Origin of the sequence: Streptomyces sp. IBSNAI002 (assembly GCF_052244475.1) — a bacterium.
Lineage (GTDB): Bacteria > Actinomycetota > Actinomycetes > Streptomycetales > Streptomycetaceae > Streptomyces.
In genome coordinates this window covers 366,854-383,054 of the sequence record NZ_JBQPXG010000006.1, presented here as the reverse complement: position 1 = coordinate 383,054, position 16,201 = coordinate 366,854, and the positions used below count along the sequence as shown (strand labels likewise).

At 74.7% G+C, this 16,201-nt stretch carries 6 protein-coding genes; all 6 read left to right on the top strand.

The genetic code is table 11. The features are described 5' to 3' along the window. Positions 1-8: 8 nt before the first annotated feature. The 6 genes from ACTVZO_RS44665 to ACTVZO_RS44640 all read left to right on the top strand — a co-directional run bounded on the left by ACTVZO_RS44665 (position 9) and on the right by ACTVZO_RS44640 (position 16,198). Entirely contained in the window at positions 9-860 is an 852-nt protein-coding gene (locus ACTVZO_RS44665) for a 3-hydroxyacyl-CoA dehydrogenase family protein (RefSeq protein ID WP_443304342.1), read from the top strand. A gap of 97 nt (positions 861-957) precedes the next feature. After that, a complete protein-coding gene (locus ACTVZO_RS44660) occupies positions 958-1,212 on the top strand; it encodes an acyl carrier protein (RefSeq protein ID WP_069924400.1) in 255 nt (84 codons plus the stop codon). A 22-nt stretch (positions 1,213-1,234) separates the two neighbouring features. Then, positions 1,235-2,413 (top strand): acyl-CoA dehydrogenase family protein, encoded by a 1,179-nt coding sequence (locus tag ACTVZO_RS44655; RefSeq protein WP_443304341.1) that lies wholly within the window; start codon positions 1,235-1,237, stop codon positions 2,411-2,413. A gap of 3 nt (positions 2,414-2,416) precedes the next feature. Continuing rightward, positions 2,417-3,523: an HAD-IIIC family phosphatase gene (locus tag ACTVZO_RS44650; protein ID WP_443304340.1), complete on the top strand. Its 1,107-nt coding sequence runs from the start codon at positions 2,417-2,419 to the stop codon at positions 3,521-3,523. A gap of 65 nt (positions 3,524-3,588) precedes the next feature. Then, positions 3,589-15,351 (top strand): amino acid adenylation domain-containing protein, encoded by an 11,763-nt coding sequence (locus ACTVZO_RS44645; protein WP_443304338.1) that lies wholly within the window; start codon positions 3,589-3,591, stop codon positions 15,349-15,351. Continuing rightward, positions 15,344-16,198, top strand: coding sequence for an alpha/beta fold hydrolase (locus ACTVZO_RS44640; RefSeq protein WP_443304337.1), 855 nt, complete (start codon positions 15,344-15,346; stop codon positions 16,196-16,198). The genes ACTVZO_RS44645 and ACTVZO_RS44640 overlap by 8 nt, the downstream gene beginning before the upstream one ends. Positions 16,199-16,201: the final 3 nt, after the last annotated feature.

Here is a 16,201-nt window from a genome sequence, read left to right as displayed (position 1 = left end):
GACCACCAATGGAATTCACGACAGCAGGAGTCGTCGGAGCCGGCGTCATGGGCGTCGGCGTCGCGCAGAACCTCGCACAGACCGGCCACCGCGTCGTCCTGGTCGACGTCTCCGAGGAGATCCTCGAGAACGCGCGCAAGGAGCTGCGCAGCAGCCTGCGGGCCTTCGCGATGTTCAACCGCAAGGCCGCGGTGGACCCCGCCGAGGTCTTCGAGAAGATCGAGTTCACGACCGACTACGAGCTGCTCGCCAAGGCGGACTTCGTCGTCGAGAACGTGACCGAGGAATGGGCGATCAAGGAGAAGGTCTACCAGGAGCTCGACCGGATCTGCCGACCCGAGGTCGTCTTCGCCGTCAACACCTCGGCCATCTCCATCACCCGGGTCGGCTCGGTCACCAGCCGCCCCGAGCGCGTCGTCGGCATGCACTTCATGAACCCGGTGCCGCTCAAGCCGATGGTCGAGGTCATCCGCGGCCACCACACCACCCCCGAGACGATCGACACCGCCCGCCGCTTCCTCGCGGAGCTGGGCAAGGAGTGCATCGTCGTCGAGGACGTCCCGGGCTTCGTCTCCAACCGCGTCCTGATGCTCACCATCAACGAGGCCGTCTTCCTGGTGCAGGACGGGGTCGCGCCGCCGGCCGACGTCGACCGCATCTTCAAGACCTGCTTCGACCACAAGATGGGCCCGCTGGAGACGGCCGACCTCATCGGCCTCGACACCATCCTGAAGTCGGTCGAGGTGCTCTACGAGAGCTTCAACGACAGCAAGTACCGGCCGGCGCCCCTGCTCAAGAAGATGGTCGCCGCGGGCCTGCTGGGCCGGAAGAGCGGCCAGGGATTCCACACGTACCGCTGACCGGGCGCCGCCGCGCGGGCACCGGCCGCGGCCGCCCGCGCACCCGCCCCCTCCCCCCGCCCCCTTCCCCGTACCGAAGACGACAGGACGGAACGAGATGAGCACGGACAACAAGGCCAGGATCGCGGAGTACCTCTCCCGCTTCATCCCGGTGCAGGACCTCAAGGACGACCAGGACATCTTCGAGCTCAGCTTCGTCAGCTCGATGTTCGCGATGCAGCTCGTCTCCTTCGTGGAGCACGAGTTCGGCATCACCGTCGAGAACGAGGACCTGGAGCTGGAGTACTTCCGCTCCATCAGCGCCCTCGACGCGTTCGTCAGCCGCAAGCTGGCCGCGTCGGTCCCCCAGTAGGCACGAGCGGAGCCGACCCCAGATGACGACGATGCTCACCGCGGAGCAGGCGCGGGCCCAGAAGGAGTTCCGGGCCTTCGCCGACACCCGTGTCGCCCCGTACGCCGACGCATGGCACCGGGCCCAGCGCACCCCGCCGGAGGCCGTCCGGCTGCTCGCCGACGAGGGCCTGCTCGGGCTGCCGGTCCCGGCCGAGTACGGCGGCGGCGGCAGCGACGCGGTGACCCTCGGCCTGCTCGCGGCCGAGCTCGGCCGTGCCTGCTCCTCGCTGCGCAGTCTGCTGACCGTGCACACGATGGTGGCGCACGCCGTCGCCCGCTGGGGCACCCGCGCCCAGAAGGACACCTGGCTGCCCCGGCTCGCCCGCGGGGAGCGCGTCGCCGCGCTCGCCGTGTCCGAGCCGGGCACCGGCAGCGACGCCTCCGCCGTCACCACGCGGGTCACCCGCGACGGCGAGGACTGGATCCTCGACGGCCACAAGAAGTGGATCACGTACGGCGAGACCGCCGACCTGTTCCTCGTCGTCGGACGCGGCGAACAGGGCCCCACCGCCCTGCTCGTCGAACGCGACACCCCGGGCCTGCGCACCGAGCTGATCGAGGACATGATCGGCATCCGCGCCTCGATGACCGCCCACGTGTACTTCGACAACTGCCGCGTCCCCGCCGAGAACCTGCTGGCCCGCCCGGGCCTGGGCGTCTCCCACGTGACCGGCGCGGCCCTGGACCTCGGCCGGTACACGGTGGGCTGGGGCTGCGTCGGCATCCTCGACGCCTGCCTGGACGCCAGCACCGACTACGCGGCCGAGCGCGTCCAGTTCGGCGTACCCATCCGGGAGCACCAGCTGGTCCGCCGCATAATCAGCGAGATGTACACCTCCGCCCGGGCGGCCCGGCTGCTGAGCCTGGAGGCCGGCCGGCTGCGCGACGCCCGAGACCCGGGGGCCCTGGCCGCCACCTCGACCGCCAAGTACTTCGCCTCCACCGCCGCGGCCCGCGCCGCCACCGACGCCGTGCAGATCCACGGCGCGAACGGCTGCGGCCCCGACTACCCCGTACAGCGCCTGCTCGGTGACACCAAGGTCATGGAGGTCATCGAGGGCAGCTCCCAGCTCCACCAGGTCGGCCTCGCCGAGTACGCCTTCCAGGAGCGGGCCCCGTTCCGCCGCACCCCCGCCGCCGCAGCCCGTGGAAGTGAGTGACCGATGACGACGACCACCGAGACGACGACCACCGAGACGACGACCACCGCCACCGAGCCGACGACCGCCGCCGCCCCGAAGGCGGCGACCACCGTCAAGTGCGTGGTGTGGGACCTCGACAACACCGTCTGGGACGGCGTCCTGCTGGAGGACGCCGAGGTCACCCTGCGCCCCGGCGTGGTGGAGACCCTGCGGATCCTCGACGAGCGCGGCATCCTGCACTCCGTCGCCAGCCGCAACGACCACGCCGCGGCCATGGCCAAGCTGGAGGAGTTCGGCATCGCCGAGTACTTCCTCTACCCGCAGATCAACTGGGGCAACAAGTCCGAGTCCGTACAGGCCGTCGCCAAGGCGATCAACATCGGCATCGACACGCTCGCCTTCGTCGACGACCAGCCCTTCGAACGCGACGAGGTCGCCTTCGCCCACCCCCAGGTGCGCTGCATCGACGCCCTCGACGCCGACGGCATCCCGGACCTGCCCGAGATGCACCCCCGGTTCGTCACCGCCGACTCCCGCGAGCGCCGCCACCTCTACCGGGCCGACGCGCAGCGCAACGCCGCCGAGGAGTCCCACGAGGGCACCTCGGAGGAGTTCCTCGCCTCGCTCGGCATGCGCTTCACCATCGACCCCGCCGAGGAGCGCGACCTCCAGCGCGCCGAGGAGCTGACGGTCCGTACCAACCAGCTCAACGCCACCGGCTACACCTACTCCTACGAGGAGCTCGACGCCTTCCGCCGCTCCCCGGACCACGACCTGCTGGTCGCCGGCCTGGAGGACAAGTACGGCACCTACGGCAAGATCGGCCTCTCGCTCGTGGAGCGCGGCGACGGCGTGTGGACCGTCAAGCTGCTGCTGATGTCCTGCCGCGTCATGTCCCGCGGCGTCGGCTCGGTCCTGCTCGGCCACCTGATCCGCGAGGCCCACCGGGCCGGGGCGAAGCTGCGCGCCGAGTTCGTGCCCACCGACCGCAACCGGACCATGTACATCACGTACAAGTTCGCCGGCTTCCGCGAGATCGCGAAGAAGGGCGACATCTCGGTGCTGGAGAACGACTTCTCCCGGATCCCCGAGTTCCCCCCGTACATGGACGTCACGCTCGGGAACTGAGCCGGCTCCGCTCCCCCTCCCCTTCCCCCCCAGACCCCTTACGGCAGTGCCACAGAACGAGACGGATGGCCAAGATGAGCGCCCAGGCGAACGAGGACCGGCTCCGGCGGGCCATGGCTGCGGTGATCCAGCTGCAGCAGCGCAACGCCGAGCTGGAGAACGAGCGGCACGAGCCGGTGGCGGTCGTCGCCATGGCCTGCCGGCTCCCGGGCGGCGTCACCACGCCCGAGGAGTTCTGGGAGCTGCTGGCCGCCGGCCGTGACGCCATCGGCCCGCTGCCGGCGCGCTGGGACGGGCTGGACCTGTACGACCCGGACCCCACGGCGACCGGCAAGAGCTACGCGCAGGAGGGCGGGTTCCTCGACGGGCTCGAGGAGTTCGACGCCGACTTCTTCGGGATCTCCCGGCGCGAGGCCGTCTCCATGGACCCGCAGCAGCGGCTCGTCCTGGAGGCCTCCTGGGAGGCGCTGGAGCGGGCCGGCCTGCGCCCCGACGCGATGGCCGGCAGCCGCACCGGCGTCTACCTGGGCGCCATGCGCTCCGACTACGACACCGGCAACGCCCCCCTGGAGGTCCTCGACGGCTACCAGGGCACCGGCATATCCGGCAGCGTCGTCTCCGGCCGGATCAGCTACGCGCTCGGCCTGCAGGGCCCGGCCCTGACCATCGACACCGCCTGCTCCTCCTCGCTGGTCGCCATCCACTCCGCGGTCGCGGCGCTGCGCGGAGGCGACTGCGAACTGGCCCTGGCCGGCGGCGTCACCGTGATGAGCTCGCCCGCCATGTACGTGGAGTCCAGCCGGCTCGGCGCGATGGCACCCGACGGGCGCTGCAAGAGCTTCTCCGCCCAGGCCGACGGCGCCATCTGGTCCGAGGGCGTCGGCATCCTCGTCCTGAAGAAGCTGTCGGCGGCCCGCCGCGACGGCGACCCGGTGCTCGCGGTGATCCGCGGCTCGGCCGTCAACCAGGACGGCCGCAGCCAGGGCCTGACCGCCCCGAACGGGCCCGCGCAGCAGCGGGTGATCCGCGACGCGCTCGACTCCGGCCGCCTGACCCCCGCCGACATCGACGCGATCGACGCGCACGGCACCGGCACCCCGCTCGGCGACCCCATCGAAGCCGGCGCCCTGGCCGAGGTCTTCGGCCCCGGACGCGACGGGGAGCGGCCGGTGTGGCTCGGCTCCTCCAAGTCCAACCTCGGCCACACCCAGGCCGCCGCCGGCGTCGTCGGCGTGATGAAGATGATCCTCGCGCTGCACAACGAGGCACTGCCCCCCACGCTGCACGCCGCCGAGCCGAGCCCGCAGATCCCCTGGGAGGACGGCGGTCTGCGGCTCGTCCAGGAACTGCGGCCGTGGCAGCGCGGCGAGCGGGTGCGCCGGGCCGGCGTCTCCTCGTTCGGCATCAGCGGCACCAACGCCCACGTCATCGTCGAGGAGGCCCCGGCCCCGGCCCCCGCCGAGGCCGAGGCAGAGGCCGAAACCCCCTCCGCCGAGCCCGCCCCGGCCGGCGCACCGGCCGCCTCGGGCCCCCGCCCTCTGCTGCTCTCCGGCTTCGACACGGCGGCGCTGCGCGCCCAGGCCGGCCGCTGGGCCGACTGGCTCACCGCCCGCCCCGACGCCCACTGGCCCGACGTCCTGCGCACCGCGGCCCTGCACCGCACCCCGCTGGAAGCCCGCGCCAGCGTGCTGGCGGCCGGACCCGGGGAGGCCGCCGAGGCGCTCACCGCCCTCGCCGCGGGCCTGCCGCACCCGGCCGTCACCTCCGCGACCGCCCGCGAGCGCGGCAAGGCCGTCTTCGTCTTCCCCGGCCAGGGCTCGCAGTGGCTCGGCATGGGCCGCGAACTCCTGGAGCAGAGCCCGGTGTTCCGGGACGCGGTCCAGGAGTGCGACGAGGCCCTCGCCCCGTGGACGGGCTGGTCCGTCGCGGGCTTCCTGCGCGGCGAGGCCGACCCCGAACTCACCCTGGAGCGCATCGACGTGCTCCAGCCCGCCCTGTTCGCCGTGATGATCGGCCTGGTCGCCGTCTGGCGTTCGCTCGGCGTGGAGCCGGCCGCCGTGGTGGGCTCCAGCCAGGGCGAGGTCCCCGCCGCCGTGGTCAGCGGCGCCCTCTCGCTGGCCGACGGCGCCCGGCTGACCGCCCTGCGCTCCCAGGGCCAGCTGCGGGAGTGCAGCGGCCGGGGCGCGATGGCCCTGGTCGAACTGCCCGTGGCGCGCACCCGCGAGCTCATCGAGCCGTACGGGGCCGCCCTGTCGGTGGCCGTGGTCAACACCGCCGGATCCACCGTGGTCTCCGGTGACGTGGACGCCGTGGAGCGGCTGCTGGCCGAGCTGGAGGGCGGCGACGTCTTCTGCCGCCGCATCCAGTCCGACACCGCCGGACACAGCGCGCACATCGACCCCATGCTGCCGTGGCTCGCCGAGCAGCTGGCCGACCTGCGCCCCGGCGCGGCGACCGTGCCGTTCTACTCGACGGTGACCGGCGCCGTCGTCGAGGGGCCCGCCCTCGACGGCGCCTACTGGTGCCGCAACGTGCGCGAGACCGTCCGCATGGACCTCGCCCTGGCCCGGCTCGTCGCCGACGGCCACGGCGTGTTCGTCGAGATATCCCCGCACCCCGTCCTCGGGATGCCCCTGACCAGCGCCACCGCCGACAGCGACGGCGCCGTCGTCGGCAGCCTGCGCCGCGACCAGGGCGGCCTCGACCAGCTCCTGCGCTCGCTCGGCGCCCTGCACACCCAGGGCTACGAGGCCGACTGGACGCGGGTGTTCGCCCCCGCCGACGGCTCCGCGGCCCGGCTCGCGGACCTGCCGACGTACGCCTTCCAGCGCAAGGCCTACTGGACCGACGTCCCCGGCTACCGCCGCCTCGACGAGGCCGAGATCGCGGCCCTGGGCCGCGCCGTCCAGGACACCGCGGGCGAGGACGCCACCGGCCCCGCCGCCCTGCGCGCCCGCCTCGCCGCCCTCGGCGACGGCGAACGCCTCGAAGCCCTCACCGACCTCGTCACGCGCGAGGCGGCCGCCGTCCTCGGCTCCACCGAGCCCGTCCCGGCCGCGAAGCGGCTCCAGGAGCTCGGCCTCGACTCGATCATGGCGCTCCAGCTCCGCAACCGGCTGACCGAGCTGACCACCGCCACCCTCCCGGCGAACCTCGCCTTCCAGCATCCCACCGCGCACGACATCGCCACGCATCTCGTCGAGCACGCCCTGGGCGTGCTGGAGAGCGCGCCCACCACCGCCCTGGAGCGCTCCGAGGGGCGCGGCGAGCACCCGGCGACCGACGGCCAGCGCCGGCTCTGGTTCCTGGAGCAGCTGCGCCCCGGCAGCGCCGAGTACCACACCCCCCTCGTGCTGCGCACCGCGGAGCGGCTCGACCCCGCCGCGCTGCGCTCGGCCCTGACCTGGGTGACGGCGCGCCACGAGGCGCTGCGCACCTCGCTGACGGCCCGCGACGGGGCGCTGGTCCAGGCCGTCCGGGCCGAGGAGGAGCCGCACTTCACCCACGAGGACCTCAGCCACCTCGACGCGCGGGAGCTCGACGCCCGGGTGCGCGAGGAGGAGCGCCGGCCGATGCCGCTGGACGGACCGGGCCTGCTGCGCTGCCTGCTCGCCGACACCCACGACGGCGGCCAGCTGATCGGCATCTTCCTGCACCACGCCGTCACCGACGGCTGGTCCCTGTCCGTCTTCACGCAGGAGCTCTTCGCCGCCTACACCGCCTACGCGGCGGGCACCGCCCCCGAGGCCCCCGAACCCGCCTTCCAGCTCGGTGACTTCGCCGCCTGGGAGCAGCGCGCCCTCGAAGAAGGCCACTTCGCCGCGGGCCTGCGGGTGATCGGCGAGCGGCTCGCCGGCACGGGCCGCCTCGAACTGCCCGTCTCCGACGGCGAGGGCGAGGGCGGCACCACCGGATTCACCCTGCCCGCCGCACTGCGCAGCCGGGTGGAGGAGCTGGCCACCCGTACCGGGGTCACCCCCTACACCGTGTACGCGAGCGCCTTCGCGGTGCTGCTGGCCCGCACCACCGGCTCGTACGACTTCGGCCTCGGCACCGTCTGGGCCAACCGTCAGCTGCCCGGCACCGAGGGCCTCCTCGGCTTCCTCGTCACCACCCTGCCGCTGCGCTGCGAGCTGACCGGTGACCCCGCCTTCGAGCAGGTCCTGGCGGAGACCGGGCCGCGCGTCCTGGAGCTGATGGAGCACCAGGACCTGCCGCTGACCGAGCTCGTCAAGGCCGTCGGAGGCGAACGCACCGGCGAGGACAACCCGCTGTTCAGCGCCGTCTTCAACTACCGGGCGAGCGCACTGCCCCCGCTCGGCGAGGGAAGCGGCGCCTGGGTGCCGTCCGGGGACGCCGCCGTGGGCGGCGGCCCGCGCGGGGTGGCCAAGTCGGCCGTCGGACTGACCCTCGCCCCCGACGGCGAGGGGCTGGTCGGCGAGGTGGAGTTCCTGCCCGGCGTCCTCGGCGCCGAGGCGGCCGCCCGCCTCGCGGACAACTTCCGGACCCTGCTGGAGTCCGCCGTCGCCGATCCGTCCCTGCCGATCGGCGAGCTGGAGCTGATCTCCGGCGAGGAGCTGGCCTGGCTGGAGGAGCGCGGCGGCCGGGTGTCCGGCGGGGCCACCGGCCCCACCGCCCTGGAGCGGATCCTCGCCCAGGCCCGCCGCACCCCCGACGCGCCCGCGCTCGTCGACGGCGGCCGCACCCGCACCTACCGGCAGGTCGTGGCACGGGCGGCGGCGATGGCCGGGCACCTGCGCTCCGCCGGAGCCGGCCCCGGCACGCTCGTCGGCATCCACCTGCCGCGCTCGGCGGACCTCGTGGTGTCGGTGCTCGCGACCTGGCTCGCGGGCGGCGCGTACGTACCGCTGGACCCGGAGTACCCCAAGGCCCGCCTGGAGCACGTGATCCGCGACAGCGGCCTGTCGCTGGTGGTCTCCACCCGCGACGGCTCGCCCGACGTCGCCTCCGACGACGTCGCCGTGCTGCTGGCCGACGCGCTGGGGGAGGACACGGACCAGGACGGCTTCCCGCAGGACCCGGACACGCTCCCGGGCCTGGACGGCCTCGCGTACGTCATCTACACCTCGGGCTCCACCGGCCTGCCCAAGGGCGTCCAGCTGGAGCACGCCCAGTTCGCCACCTTCTGCACGGCGATGGACGAGCGCGTCGGCGGCGGCCCGGGCGACACCTGGCTCGCCGTCACCAGCCTCTCCTTCGACATCTCCACGCTGGAACTGCTGTGGACCCTGACCCGGGGTTACCGGGTCGTCGTGGGCCGGGGCGGCCCGGCCGGCTGGGCCGACTACCTGCCGTACGCGCCCACCCATCTCCAGTGCACGCCCTCCCTGGCGCGCATGCTGCTGGCCGACGCCGACGGCCGCTCCCTCGTCCAGGGCCTGACCCGGATGCTGGTCGGCGGCGAGGCCCTGGACCGGGGCCTGGCCCGCAAGCTGGACCGGCTGTGCCCCGGCGGCCTGATGAACATGTACGGGCCGACGGAGACCACCGTGTGGTCGGCGGCCTGGGACGCGGTACCGGGCGAGGTCTCGCTCGGCCGGCCGCTGCACGGCAACCTGCTGTACGTACTGGACGCGGCCGGACGCCGGGCGCCGCGCGGCGCCCGCGGCGAGCTGTTCATCGGCGGCCTCGCCGTCGCCCGCGGCTACCTGAACCGGCCCGAGCTCGACGCCGAACGCTTCCTGCCCGACCCGTTCGCCGGGGACGGCGCCCGCATGTACCGCACCGGGGACGTCGTGCGCTACCGGGCCGACGGCTCCCTGGAGTTCTGCGGCCGAGCCGACGCCCAGGTCAAGCTGCGCGGCCACCGCATCGAACTCGGCGAGATCGAAGCCGTCGCCGCCGAGCACACCGGCGTCGCCGAGGCCGCCGCCGTGGTCCGCGAGGACGTACCGGGCGACCCCCGGCTGTGCCTGTACCTCACCGCGGCCCCGGGCCGCACCGTCGCCGACGAGGAGCTGCTCGCCGCGCTCGCCGGACGGCTGCCCGCCTACATGGTCCCGTCCCGGCTGGTCCACCTGGCCGAACTGCCGCACACGCCCAACAAGAAGGTCGACCGCAGCGCCCTGCTGCGCCTGGACGCCCCGGCGCCGGCCACCGCGGCGGCACGCGCCGCCGACGGCCGCGAGGCGGCGGGGGAGACGGCGGGCGAGGGCGGCATCGAGGCGCTGGTGTCCGGTGCCTGGGCCGACGTGCTCGGCATCCCCGTCGTCGACCCCGACAAGGGGATCTTCGACCTCGGCGCCAACTCCATGAGCGCCCTGGAAGCCCACAAGATCATCTGTGCGGGCCTGGGCCGGGAGTTCCCGCTCTCCACCCTCTTCCGCTACCCGACCGTCCGCCAGCTCTCCGCGTACCTGCGGGACGGCTCCCACGCCACACTGGCCCGGCAGGCCTCCGCGGCGCACCGCGAACGCTCCGGCGAGGACGCCGTCGCCATCGTCGGCATGGCCTGCAAGCTGCCCGGCGCCCCCGACATCGACACCTTCTGGCGCAACCTGCGCGACGGCGTCGAGTCGATCACCCACTTCACCGACGAGGAACTGCGCGCGGCCGGCGCCACCGAGGAGGAGCTCGCCGACCCGGCCTACGTCCGCTCCCGCGGCCTGATCGACGGCGCCGACCTCTTCGACGCGGCCTTCTTCGACTACTCGCCCGCCGAGGCCGAGGTCATGGACCCGCAGCACAGGCTGTTCCTCGAAGCCGCCTGGCAGGCCCTGGAGCACTCCGGGATCGTGCCCACCGCGTTCGACGGCAACGTGGCCGTCTTCGGCGGCACCGGCTTCGGCGGCTACCACCAGGACGCCTCGGGCGACCTGTCCTCCTTCTACCGCTCGATGATCGGCAACAAGAACGACTACCTGGCCACCCGCGTCGCCCACAAGCTCGACCTGCGCGGACCCGCCCTCTCCGTCCAGACCGCCTGCTCCACCGGCCTGGTCGCCGCCCACCTCGCCCGCGAGAGCCTGCTGCGCGGCGAGTCCGACGTCGCCCTGGTCGGCGCCTCCTCGCTGACGATCCCGCTCAAGCGCGGCTTCGTCCACCAGCCGGGCCTGGTCGTCTCCCCGGACGGCAAGTGCCGCGCCTTCGACGAGAAGGGCGCGGGCACCGTCTTCGGCAGCGGCGTCGGCATGCTCGTCCTGCGCCGGCTCTCCGACGCCGTCGAGGCCGGGGACACCGTGTACGCCGTACTGCGCGGCAGCGCCGTCAACAACGACGGCGCCGCCAAGGCCGGATTCACCGCGCCGAGCGTCCAGGGACAGGCGTACGTCATCGCCGAGGCCCAGGCCTCGGCCGGCGTCACCCCGGACAGCGTCGGCCTCATCGAGGCGCACGGCACCGCCACCTCGCTGGGCGACCCCATCGAGGTACAGGCCCTCCAGCAGGTCTTCGGCTCCGCCGAGCGCACCAAGCCCTGCGCGATCGGCTCGGTCAAGACCAACATCGGCCACGCGGACGCCACCGCGGGCATCGCGGGCCTCATCAAGGCCGCGCTGGCCGTGCACCACGGCGAGCTGGTCCCCAGCCTCAACTACGAGCACCCCAACCCCGAGATGGGCCTCGACCCGAACCTCTTCTACGTCAACACCGAGACCAAGCCCTGGCAGGAGGACGGACCGCGCCGCGCGGGCGTCTCCTCCTTCGGGATCGGCGGGACGAACGCCCACGTCGTCCTCGAACAGGCACCGCACGCACCGGCCACACCGGACACCACCCCGGCCGCGCCGGAGAGCCCTGCCGGGGCGGTCCCGGTCGTCCTGTCCGCCCGCACCGAGGCCGCCCTGCGCGAGCAGGCCGGCCGCTGGGCCGGCTGGCTGGAGGAGCACCCGCGGGTCCCGCTCGCCGACGTCGCCCGCACCGCGGCCCAGCGCCGCACCCACTTCGGCCACCGCGCCCTGGTCACGGCCGCCACCGCCGACGGGGCCGCGGCCGCGCTGCGCGCCCTCGCCGAGGACCGCTCGCACACGGACGCCGTCCGGGCCACCGCCCGCGGCCGCGGCCGCACCGTCTTCGTCTTCCCCGGCCAGGGCAGCCAGTGGGACGGCATGGGCGCCGCCCTGCTCGACCAGTCGCCCGCCTTCGCACGGACCGTCCGCGACTGCGACGCCCTGCTGGCGCCCCAGCTCGGCTGGTCGGTCACCGACGTGCTGCGCGGGACCGGCGGTCCCGAACTCTCCGCCCGCCGCCTGGACGTCGTACAGCCCGTCATGTTCACCATGTACGTGGCCCTCGCCGCCGCCTGGCGCGAGCTGGGCGTCGAGCCCGACGCCGTGACCGGGCACAGCCAGGGCGAGGTCGCCGCCGCCGTCGTGGCCGGCGCGCTCACCCTGGACGAGGGCGCCCGGATCATGGCCGTGCGCAGCCGCGCCCTCCAGGCGGTCGCCGGGGTCGGCGCCATGGCCGTCGTCGAACTCCCGCTGGAGCAGGTGCGGGAGCGGATCGCGCCGTACGGGGACGCCGTCTCCGTCGCCGCCGTCAACACCCCCACCTCCGTCGCCCTGTCCGGCGACGCCGACGCCATCGAGGACCTGCTCTTCGCCCTCGACGACAAGGACGTCGTCTGCGGCAAGCTGGAAGCGCCCGTCGCCTCGCACAGCCACTGGATGGACGCCCTGCTCCCCGGCCTCGAGGCCGACCTCGCGGACCTGGCGCCCGCCTCCGGACGGCTGCCGTTCTACTCCACCGTCACCGGCACCCTCCTCGACGGCCGGGAACTCGACGCCGCCTACTGGTGCCGCAACCTGCGCGAACCCGTCCGCCTCGACCTCGCCCAGCAGCAGCTGATCGAGACCGGCCACGACGTGTTCATCGAGGTCAGCCCGCACCCCGTCCTCGCCATGCCGCTCACCGAGGGCAGCGCCGACGCCCTGGTCGCCGGCACCCTGCGGCGCGGCCACGGCGACCGTTCCGAACTCCTGCGCACCCTGGGCGAACTGCACACCCACGGCCACCGGGTGCCCTGGGAGCGGGTCTGGGCCGGCGCCCCCGCCGCCAAGGTCGCCGAACTGCCCTCGTACGCCTTCCAGCGCCGCTCCTACTGGATCGACCCGCCGGAGCTCAAGGGGGCCGCGGCCCCCCGCGCCGCCGCAGACCAGGCCTTCTGGGAGGCCGTCGGCGAGGAGGGCCCGGCCCGGCTGGCCGAGCTGCTCGACGCGCCCGAACGCCTCCGGGACGGCATCGCGGAACTGCTCCCGCTGCTGTCCGCCTGGTGGCAGGGCCAGGAGTCCCGCGAGACCGTCGCGGGCTGGCTGTACGAGGACGCCTGGGAGCTCTCCCCGGCGCCCGAAGGCCGGACCGCAGCCCTGGCCGGGCCCTGGGCGCTGGTGACCACCACCGCCGAGACCGCGACCGCCGAAGCCGTCGAGGACGCGCTGCGCGCCGCCGGAGCCACCCCGTACCGCATCGGGGCCACCGCCGACCGGGCCGCGCTCGGCGCGGCCCTGACGGCACTGCCCGCGAAGCCCGTCGCGGTCCTCACCCTGGGCTCCCTCGACGGCACCCCCGACGGCTCCGGCTCCACGCCGGGCTTCGCCACCACCCTCACCCTGCTCCAGGCCCTCGGCGACCTCGGTATCGACGCCCCGCTGTGGGCGCTGACCCGCGGCGCGGCCGACACCGGCGGTGCCGGCGGCACCGGCACCTCCGCGCCGCTCCAGGCGCTGGTCACCGGCCTCGGCCGGGTCGCCGCCCTCGAGGACCCGCTGCGCTGGGGCGGCACCGTCGACCTGCCGGCCGAGCCCCACCCGGGCTGGGCCGCCGCCCTCGTGGCCTGCCTCACCGCGGGCGACCACGAGGACCAGGTGGCACTGCGCGCCGACGGCCGCCACGTACGCCGGCTGCGGCGCACCGCCCCGCGCCCGTCCGGTACGTGGCGCACCCGCGGCACCGCGCTGGTCACCGGCGGCCAGGGAGCCCTCGGCCTGCACCTGGCGCGGCGGCTCGCCGACCGCGGCGCCGAGCACATCGTGCTGGCCTCCCGCCGCGCCGAGGCCGCCCCCGAAACGGAGCTGCTGCGTACCGAACTCGCCGCCCTCGGCGTCGAACTCACCCTGGAACAGGCCGACATCAGCGACCGCGGGCAGGTCGACGCGCTGCTCGCCCGCACCGGCGACGCCCGGCGCCCGCTGCGGACCGTCGCCCACCTGGCGGGCCTGTCCCGCCCGGCCGCCCTCGCCGGCCTCACCCCCGAGGCCGCCGCCGAGGAGAACGCGGCCAAGGTGCACGGCGCCTGGCACCTGCACGAGGCCCTCGCGGGCCGCGAGCTCGACGCGTTCGTGCTGTACGGCAGCGGCGCCAGCCTGTGGGGCGGCGCCGGGCAGGCCGCGTACGGAGCCGCCAACACGGCGCTCGACGCGCTCGCCCGCCACCGCCGGTCCCAGGGGCTCACCGCCACCGTCCTGCACTGGGGCGGCTGGGCCGGCGGCGGCATGGTCACCGCCGAGGCCGAGCGGGCCGCCCGCTCCCGGGGCCTGCGCACCATGGCACCCGAACTCGCCCTGGACGCCCTCGACATCGCCCTCGGCTCGGGCCTCGCCGCGCTCGGCGTCGCCGACATCGACTGGACGGCGTTCGCCCCCGCCTACCGGGCGGCCCGCCCGCGCCCGCTGCTCGACACCCTGCCCGAGGCGCGCGAGCCGGAAGCCGAACAGGCACCGGACGCCTCGGCCGGAGTGGAACTGCGCACGGCCCTGGCCGGGCAGAGCCCCCAGGAACGCCGGGCCACGCTGACCGCCCTGGTCAAGGGCGAGGTCGCACCCGTCCTCGGCATGCCGGAGGCGGAACTGGACGAGGAGCGGCCGCTCCAGCAGCTGGGCCTGGACTCGCTGATGGCGGTCAAGGTCCGCAACGAACTGACCCGCCGCACCGGCCTCGCCGTCACCACCGAGGCGATCCTGCGGCACGCCACCTGCGAGGGCATCGCCGACCACCTCGGCGCCACGCTCGCCCCCGAGGGCAGCGCGCCCCAGGCCCCTGCGGCGGGCCAGGGCGGCCAGGACAACCCCTGGCTGCGCGTCCTCAAGCCGGCCGAGAACCCGCGGGCCCGGATCGTCTGCGTCGCCGGCATGGGCGGCACCACGGGCGGCCACGTGCCGCTGGTGCGCCACCTGCCCGACGACGTCGAACTCCTCGGCGTACAGCTGCCGGGCCGCGAGGGCCGCGCCGACGAGGCACCCGTCACCGACATGATGGCCCTCGCCGACCAGGTCGTCGCCGCCCTCGCGGGACGGCTCGCCCCGGACGCGGGCGGGGCGCCCGTCGTCCTGTACGGGCACAGCCAGGGCTCCTGGCTGGCCTGGGAGGTCGCGCACCGGCTCGCCCACCGGCCGGCCGTACCGCCCCTCGCCCTCGTCGCGGCCTGCGCGCTGCCGCCGCTGGCCCCGCTCACCCCCGGTCTCGACCGGCTCGGCGAGCTCACCGGGGACCTGGACGGCGCCGACCCGCGCGAACTGGCCGCGATACTGGAGGGGCTGCTGCCCGACGAGGTCCTCGCCAGCGAGGAACTGCTCGCCGAATACGTCCAGCGGCTGCGCACCGACACGGTCCTGGCCGAAAACCACCGGGCGGTGCTGCGCGGCACCACCCGCCCGGTCCTGGACGTACCGCTGTTCGCGGTGTCGGGCACCACCGACCCGGTGCTGCCCGAAGGGTCCATGGAGGTGTGGCGCGAGCTCACCGGCGCCCTCTACGTGCCCCGCGCCATCGAGGGATCCCACGCCGCGCCGATCACCAACCCCGAGGCCATGGCGGCCGAACTCATGAACGCGATCACCACGATCGCCACCAGCCTGGAGGAGAACCATGCCTGAGACCGTGCGCCCGGACGGGGCGCGGATCCACTACGAGGTGCGCGGCACCGGCTTCCCCGTCCTGCTCATCGGCCCCGGCGAGATCCCCGGGCAGTGCGACACCGAGCGGGCCGCCTTCACCGAGACCGCCGACGCCCTCGCCGGGCGGTTCCAGGTGATCACGGTCGACGCGCGCCACCAGGGCTCCAGCACCGGAGCCGCAGAGCCCTTCTGCTACGGACGCACCGCCGCCGACCTGATCGCCGTCCTCGACGAACTCGGCATCGAGCGCGCCCACGTCGCCGCCTCCGGCGCCGGCACCGCCCAGGCCTGGCGGCTGGTCCAGGACGCTCCTGACCGGATCGCGTCCGTCGTCGCCCACGCGCCCGTCGGGCTCGCCGAGGGCAACGGCTTCGGCGACTTCCTGGCGACCTTCGACGAGCCGATGCGCCTGCCCCGCGCCGAAGACATCGAGGGCGTGATCGAGGAGGCCGGCCGCGGCGGCTTCGCGGACCGGCCCGGCGCCGGACCGTACGCCCGCCAGCTCCACGGCGTGCCCGAGTTCCGCGAGGAGCTCCTGGCCCTGCGCCGGGAGCGCTACATCGTGCGCGTCGTCCGCTTCCGCGACGGCCTGTGGCCGCAGGGCTCCGCCTACTTCTCCGTACCGGAGGAGTGGATGACGGGCTTCCCCGCGCCGCTGCTGGTGCTGCCGGGCGACAGCACGCTGGCCCCCGCCGCGCTCGCCAAGCGGCTCGCCGCCGAGGTGCCCGGCGCCCGCCTGCTCGACGGCGCCGACGCCACCGCCGACCGCCGGACGGAGACCGTCGCGTCGGTCGTCTCCTTCCTCCTCGAGACCACCGCACGCTGAAGG

Coding starts and splice junctions, on each gene's coding strand:
- ACTVZO_RS44665 (WP_443304342.1), top strand. CDS start 9: ATGGAATTCACGACAGCAGGAGTCGTCGGAGCCGGCGTCATGGGCGTC.
- ACTVZO_RS44660 (WP_069924400.1), top strand. CDS start 958: ATGAGCACGGACAACAAGGCCAGGATCGCGGAGTACCTCTCCCGCTTC.
- ACTVZO_RS44655 (WP_443304341.1), top strand. CDS start 1,235: ATGACGACGATGCTCACCGCGGAGCAGGCGCGGGCCCAGAAGGAGTTC.
- ACTVZO_RS44650 (WP_443304340.1), top strand. CDS start 2,417: ATGACGACGACCACCGAGACGACGACCACCGAGACGACGACCACCGCC.
- ACTVZO_RS44645 (WP_443304338.1), top strand. CDS start 3,589: ATGGCCAAGATGAGCGCCCAGGCGAACGAGGACCGGCTCCGGCGGGCC.
- ACTVZO_RS44640 (WP_443304337.1), top strand. CDS start 15,344: ATGCCTGAGACCGTGCGCCCGGACGGGGCGCGGATCCACTACGAGGTG.